Origin of the sequence: Xanthobacter pollutisoli (assembly GCF_040044995.1) — a bacterium.
Taxonomy (GTDB): Bacteria; Pseudomonadota; Alphaproteobacteria; order Rhizobiales; family Xanthobacteraceae; genus Xanthobacter.
In genome coordinates, this window is record NZ_JBDZDP010000054.1 from 1 (window position 1) to 5,855 (window position 5,855).

General features: G+C 61.9%; 5 protein-coding genes and 1 pseudogene. 5 read left to right on the top strand and 1 reads right to left on the bottom strand.

Annotation, left to right across the window (positions count from 1 at the left end; translation table 11 throughout):
* Positions 1 to 307, bottom strand: a 307-nt coding sequence (locus ABLE93_RS26640) for a transposase (RefSeq protein WP_348842683.1), incomplete at its 3' end; no start/stop codon positions are given.
* Between the two features lie 405 nt (positions 308 to 712).
* Here ABLE93_RS26640 and ABLE93_RS26650 point away from each other — a divergent pair.
* The 5 genes and pseudogenes from ABLE93_RS26650 to ABLE93_RS27155 all read left to right on the top strand — a co-directional run bounded on the left by ABLE93_RS26650 (position 713) and on the right by ABLE93_RS27155 (position 5,732).
* On the top strand, positions 713 to 2,146 hold the full coding sequence (locus ABLE93_RS26650; RefSeq protein WP_348842686.1) for a mannose-1-phosphate guanylyltransferase/mannose-6-phosphate isomerase: 1,434 nt from the start codon (positions 713 to 715) through the stop codon (positions 2,144 to 2,146).
* 78 nt (positions 2,147 to 2,224) lie between these two features.
* Positions 2,225 to 3,289, top strand: a pseudogene (locus ABLE93_RS26655) (IS3 family transposase).
* A 304-nt stretch (positions 3,290 to 3,593) separates the two neighbouring features.
* Positions 3,594 to 3,995 carry a transposase gene (locus ABLE93_RS27150; protein ID WP_510183099.1) on the top strand — a complete coding sequence of 134 codons (402 nt, stop codon included), beginning with the start codon at positions 3,594 to 3,596 and terminating at the stop codon, positions 3,993 to 3,995.
* Positions 3,996 to 4,216: 221 nt separating this feature from the next.
* Positions 4,217 to 5,359: an AGE family epimerase/isomerase gene (locus ABLE93_RS26665; RefSeq protein ID WP_348842685.1), complete on the top strand. Its 1,143-nt coding sequence runs from the start codon at positions 4,217 to 4,219 to the stop codon at positions 5,357 to 5,359.
* Between the two features lie 112 nt (positions 5,360 to 5,471).
* Complete coding sequence (locus ABLE93_RS27155) at positions 5,472 to 5,732, top strand: transposase family protein (protein WP_510183098.1); 261 nt, start codon at positions 5,472 to 5,474, stop codon at positions 5,730 to 5,732.
* Positions 5,733 to 5,855: the final 123 nt, after the last annotated feature.

Genomic DNA, 5,855 nt, shown 5'->3' on the forward strand with positions numbered 1-5,855 from the left:
GGATCGGCACCGGCCAGCAACTGGTCCAGCAGTTCGTCACGAATACGGGGGGCTTTGCGTCGGGCCATCGGGAACCTCCATAGGGTCCATCATGACCGCCCCCACACGAAACCCCTGACACTCCCCGCTCGCAGAGCTGCTTGCGCCAGCGGAAGAGTTGGCTCACATGCACGCCCGCCGAGCGGGCGATCTCGGAAGCTGAAGCCCCGGGCTCCAGTGCCAGCGCCACCAGCCGCTCCTTCTCGGCCCGCGGCCAACGCCGGCGCCGCTCCACCGAGGTGATCACCTCCACCCGCGACAGCGTCATATGACTACTCCTAGGATTACTCCTAGGACTCACGTCATCGCCTCACCTCCGCAAGGCGGCCCTCGCCGGAGGGGTACGGAGCCGGCGCAGCATCTTGTGGTTCATGACGATCCGCTGGCGCCTCAGCATGACGTGGATCCGCCGGTAGCCGAACCTGCGGCGCTCGCCCGCCACGCCTTCATGGCCTCGCGCACGACCGCATCGTCAGGACGCACGCTGCGATAGCGCGTACCGGTGCGATCGACGCTCTGAACCCAACATTGCCGACGTTGGTTCCCCCTATCCTCGGCAAATGCGTAGGCCACGGCAGCTTCGGTGACGCCTGAGATTAGCCGTATGAACCCTCTTGTGGCCCCGGACAGTGACATTGCTGTATACTACTTCGACTCCAGCCACGAGCCTTCCATGATTTGCCAAGCACAGCCCGAAACCCGTCACGCAACAATCGGGAAGATTATACCCGTCCTTATGGCTGGAGGATCGGGAACGCGCCTGTGGCCGCTGTCGCGCAATAGCTTGCCGAAGCAATTCCTGCCCCTTGCCACGAACAGAACGCTCTATCAAGACACGCTGCAGAGGTGCGCGCCGGATGACGTATTTGGCCCACCAGTGGTGGTTACCAACGAGGAATACCGCTTCTTTGCGCAACGTCAAGCGCGCGAGGTTGGCATCGACGTCACCGTCATACTCGAGCCTGCCCGTCGCGACAGCGCGCCCGCCCTCCTTGCGGCAGTCCGACACGTCGCCGATACATATGGACGTGAGACTATAGTGCTCGGCCTCGCTTCGGATCATGTTGTGCAGGACACTGCCGCATTCCGCGAGGCCGTGTACCTTGGAGCGAAGATCGCCCGCCTCGGACGCATCGTGACGTTCGGCATTTCGCCAACTGAGCCGCGTACTAGCTACGGGTACATCCGGCGGGGAATGGAGCTCGACCCAGGCGGCGTCTACGAGGTCGCTTCCTTCGTCGAGAAGCCAGACCAAGCGACTGCCGAGCACTACATGCAGGCCGGCTACCTCTGGAACTCTGGCAACTTACTGTTTCCCGCCGGCGTCCTTCTGGAGGAGGCCGAGCGCTACGAACCCGCCATCGCCGCAGCGGTGACGGCCTCAGTTGCCCAAGCGAAAGTGGATAGTATCGGCTTCTTTAGGCTCGAACCTGCGGCTTTCAAGTCGGCGCCGGCAAAATCCATCGACTTCGCCGTAATGGAGCGGACGCGCCTTGCCGCCGTGGTGCGTGGCACCTTCGGATGGTCCGACGTTGGGGCTTGGGACGCTCTCCACGAGATTGGCGCCAAAGATGAGACTGGGAATGTTACGATTGGCCCCGTGCAGCTGCTGAACAGCTCCAAATCTTACGTTCGCTCGGATGGACCTCTGGTGACGGCCATTGGCATCGAGGGCCTATCAGTCATCGCAACTCATGACGCGGTGCTTGTTATGCCGTCAAGTTGCAGCCAAGACGTAAAGGACCTGGTCAATTTGCTCAAGGAGCGGAACCCGCGTCTGATAGACGAGCATCTGACCGTCCACCGGCCGTGGGGCACGATCGAAGGCGTTTGCGAAGGTGAGCGCTTTCAAGTGAAAAAGATCGTGGTCGAACCCAGCGGAGTGCTCTCGTTGCAGAAGCACCACCACCGGTCCGAACATTGGATTGTGGTAAACGGGACGGCTGAGGTCACGCTTGATGATCGCACCTTTATCTTGCATGAGAACGAATCGACCTACCTCCCCATCGGCACCGTCCATCGCCTCAAGAACCCAGGCAAGATTCCGCTAGAGCTCATCGAGGTCCAGACCGGCTCCTATCTCGGCGAGGACGATATCACTCGCTGACGTGCCCCCCGTTTTTTAGGCCAATCTGAGCTGGAGTTTTCCACTTATGATCCCCGGCTCGGGGACGAGGAGAGTTCCATGAAGGCGTCGAAGTTCACGGAGGCGCAGATTGCGTTCGTGCTGAACCAGGCGGAAGACGGAACACCGGTGGCGGAGGTGTGCCGGAAGGCCGGGATATCGGACGCGACGTTCTACAACTGGCGCAAGAAGTATGCGGGGCTGATGCCTTCGGAGATGCGGCGACTGCGCCAGTTGGAAGACGAGAACGCCAAGCTGAAGCGGATCGTTGCGGATCTGTCGCTGGACAAGGCGATGTTGCAGGACGTGCTGTCAAGCTCTGAGGCCTGCGCGCAAGCGGGAGCTTGTGGACAGGCTGCGCGAAGACTGGAAGGTGTCGGCCAGGCGTGCCTGTGCCACCCTGGCGGTCGATCGTGCGCTCTATGCCTACAAGTCGAAGCGGGGCACGCAGGCCGAGCTGAACCAGCGGATCAAGGAGATCTGCGAGACGCGCGTGCGCTATGGCTATCGCCGCGTGCACATCCTGTTGCGGCGAGAGGGCTGGGCGGTCAGTCCGAAGCGGATTTATCGCCTTTACAAGGACTTGGGCCTTCAGTTGCGGAACAAGGTGCCGAAGCGCCGTGTGAAGGCGAAGCTGCGGGACGACCGTCGTCCGGCGACGCGGACGATCAGCTCGCCACGGGCCGGAAGATCCGGGTTCTGACCATCGTCGACACCTTCACACGGTTCTCGCCGGCGGTGGATCCCCGGTTCAGTTATCGGGGTGAGGATGTCGTGCTGACGCTGGAGCGGATCTGCCGGAGCACCGGCTATCCGCAGAGCATCCGGGTGGATCAGGGATCGGAGTTCGTCAGTCGGGATCTCGACCTGTGGGCCTATCAGAAGGGCGTGGTGCTCGACTTCTCGCGGCCCGGAAAGCCCACGGACAACGGCTTTATCGAGTCGTTCAACGGCAAGCTCCGGGCCGAATGCCTGAACACGCACTGGTTCATGAGCCTTGACGACGCACGGGCGAAAATGGAGGCTTGGCGTAGAGACTATAACGAGGTTCGCCCGCACAGCGCGATCGGCAACAAGCCGCCGATCGCGCTCATGAATGGCTCTCCGGCATCCCCGCCGGTATGAGCTCTAACCCCGGAATTTTCCAGCTCTGGGTGGCCTAGAAACGGGGAGCGCTTCATAACCCCGGAATTTTCCAGCTCTGGGTGGCCTAGAAACGGGGAGCGCTTCATAACCCCGGAATTTTCCAGCTCTGGGTGGCCTAGAAACGGGGAGCGCTTCATAACCCCGGAATTTTCCAGCTCCGGATGGCCTAGAAATGGGGAGCGCTTCACAATGGGCCAGAACGAACTTCAAACTGGATTAGCCAGGAGGGGCAACGTCAGACGGCCAAGCCCTCGGCCGTTCGCGTGGCGGCTTCTCCACCAAGATCCACCTCAAGAGCGACTTCGACGGCCAGCCGATCGCCTTCCACCTGACCGGCGGGGAAGCCGGCGACAGTCCGCTGTTCAAGCTGCTGCTGGATCTGGGTCCCGATGTCACGCCGCGCGCGGCGCTCGCCGACAAGGGCTATGACGCCAAGGCCAACCGGGCCATCGCCCGGGCGCGCGGCATCGCGCCCGCCATCCCTTTCAAATCCAACGCGAAGGAGCGCCCAGCCTTCTTCCCGAAGGCGCTTTACAGGGGCCGCGCCCGCATCGAGCAGTGCTTCGGAAAGCTCAAGCGCTTCAAGCGCGTCGCCCGGCGCTGCGAGAAGACCGAATGCGGCTTCGCCGCCATCGTCGCTCTCGCCTTGAGCTTCATCCTCATCAAATCCGTCCGCACAGCCTAACATTGGTGTTCACTAAAACGGGGGAGGATCAAACTGGCCGCCAACTCCCTTTCCGCTGTGGCGCTCCCAACCGCTTTCGCCATCTGGCCTGACCGAGCCTCGACCCTAGATTGCCTCCGGGGAAGTCTGGTCAGACAATTTGTCGCTGCAGAAATGCGAGCAAAAATGGCCATGTTCGCTTCGACTGGTCAATTGCTGTGGAAAGTCGGGGAGTATAAATAATGCTCGAGGCTGAGGCATATTGGGCGCGTGAATGGCTGTTCGATGCCGCTTTGCCGCTCTGGTGGCAAGTCGGCGCGGACCCGGCGGGCGGCTACTACGAGAAGATCGCGTTGAATGGTGTGCCGGTCACCGCGCCACGCCGCCTTCGGGTCCAGACGAGGCAGACCTATGCCTTCATTGAAGGCGGGCGCCTCGGTTGGCACGGGCCTTGGCGCGAGGCCGCAGCGCATGGCCTGTTCTACTTTATGAGCCACTTCCGCCGTCCGGACGGGCTTTATCGTTGCTTGGTGGCGGCGGATGGCTCGCCCTTGGCCGACACAGCCGACCTGTACGATCAAGCTTTCGTTTTGTTCGCCCTCGCCCATGCCCATTTCGCCGGAATCGGCAACACGGACCTTCTCGTTGCCGCCCGCGGGCTCCTGGCCGAGCTTAAGGCGCAGCGTGCCCACCCGGAGTTTGGCTTTGAGGAGGCAATGCCTCGCATCCTTCCGCTGCGCTCCAATCCGCAGATGCATCTTCTGGAAGCGCAACTCGCCTGGGTAGCAAAAGGTGTCCGCGAGCCGTTCGAGGAAATCGGCCGTACCATCCTCGAGCTCGGCGCGAATCGCCTTATTGATCCTCAAACCGGTGCCATCGGCGAGTATTACGATGGTGACTGGCATTTCGCCGAGGGGGAGCCGGGGGCCGTGCGCGAGCCGGGGCACCAGTTCGAGTGGGCTTATCTATTCCGTCATGCCAGCGACCTATTGGGCGTCGATCACCGCGCCGCAGCGCTTCGACTTTACTCCTTCGGTACGCGGTTCGGCATCGCCCAGGACCGCCGTGCTGTGATCTTCGCGGTGAATGCGTCAGGCACCCCGACGGATCCCCGGGCTCGCCTATGGGCGCAGACGGAGCGTTTACGCACCGCGCTGGTGTTCGCGGCTGCTACATCTGACGCAGAGGCGCGGGACGCCTTCGTTGCCGATGCCCACGAGGCGTTCGAGGTTCTGAAGGCTTACCTCGACGTGCCCGTGGCCGGCCTATGGCGGGACCAGTGGCTGGCCGATGGCTCCTTCCTTGAAGAACCGGCGCCAGCCTCGTCCTTCTACCATATCCTGTCTGCGTTTGTGGTACTGCTGAAGGCCGGCTCCATCACCTGAGCCAGGGGTACTGTCGATGCAAATTGTGTTTCGGCATGGAATATTGGTCTGACTCACTCTTGATGATGTTTGGGACCGAAGTGGTGCGGATCTCGATGGGAGAATCAGCGCCATGCGGCCCACCCTCATCGTACATGCCAGGGCCGCCGCCGCGAGCCGCGCTTGTCCGCGATGCTCGGCGCCATCGAGGCGCATTCCTAGCCGCTACATCCGTACTGTTTCAGATCTGCCCTGTAGCGGGCGGCGCCCGGAACTGCGTATCACCGCTCGGCGCTTTGTCTGCACAGCATCCCATTGTCAGCAAAGGATCTTCGCGGAACCATTCGGAGAGGGACTGTTCGGGATGCGGGCACGCCGGACAACACGTCTGTAAGCGTCGTCCCGGGGTCACCTTCATAGGTCAGGCGTGAGAGCGCAGTCTGACGATCCTGATTGGAGGATCGTTTTGTGTCTGGGCTTGACCATAGACTTGAGCCGGAGGGTGAGGTCCGGCGCT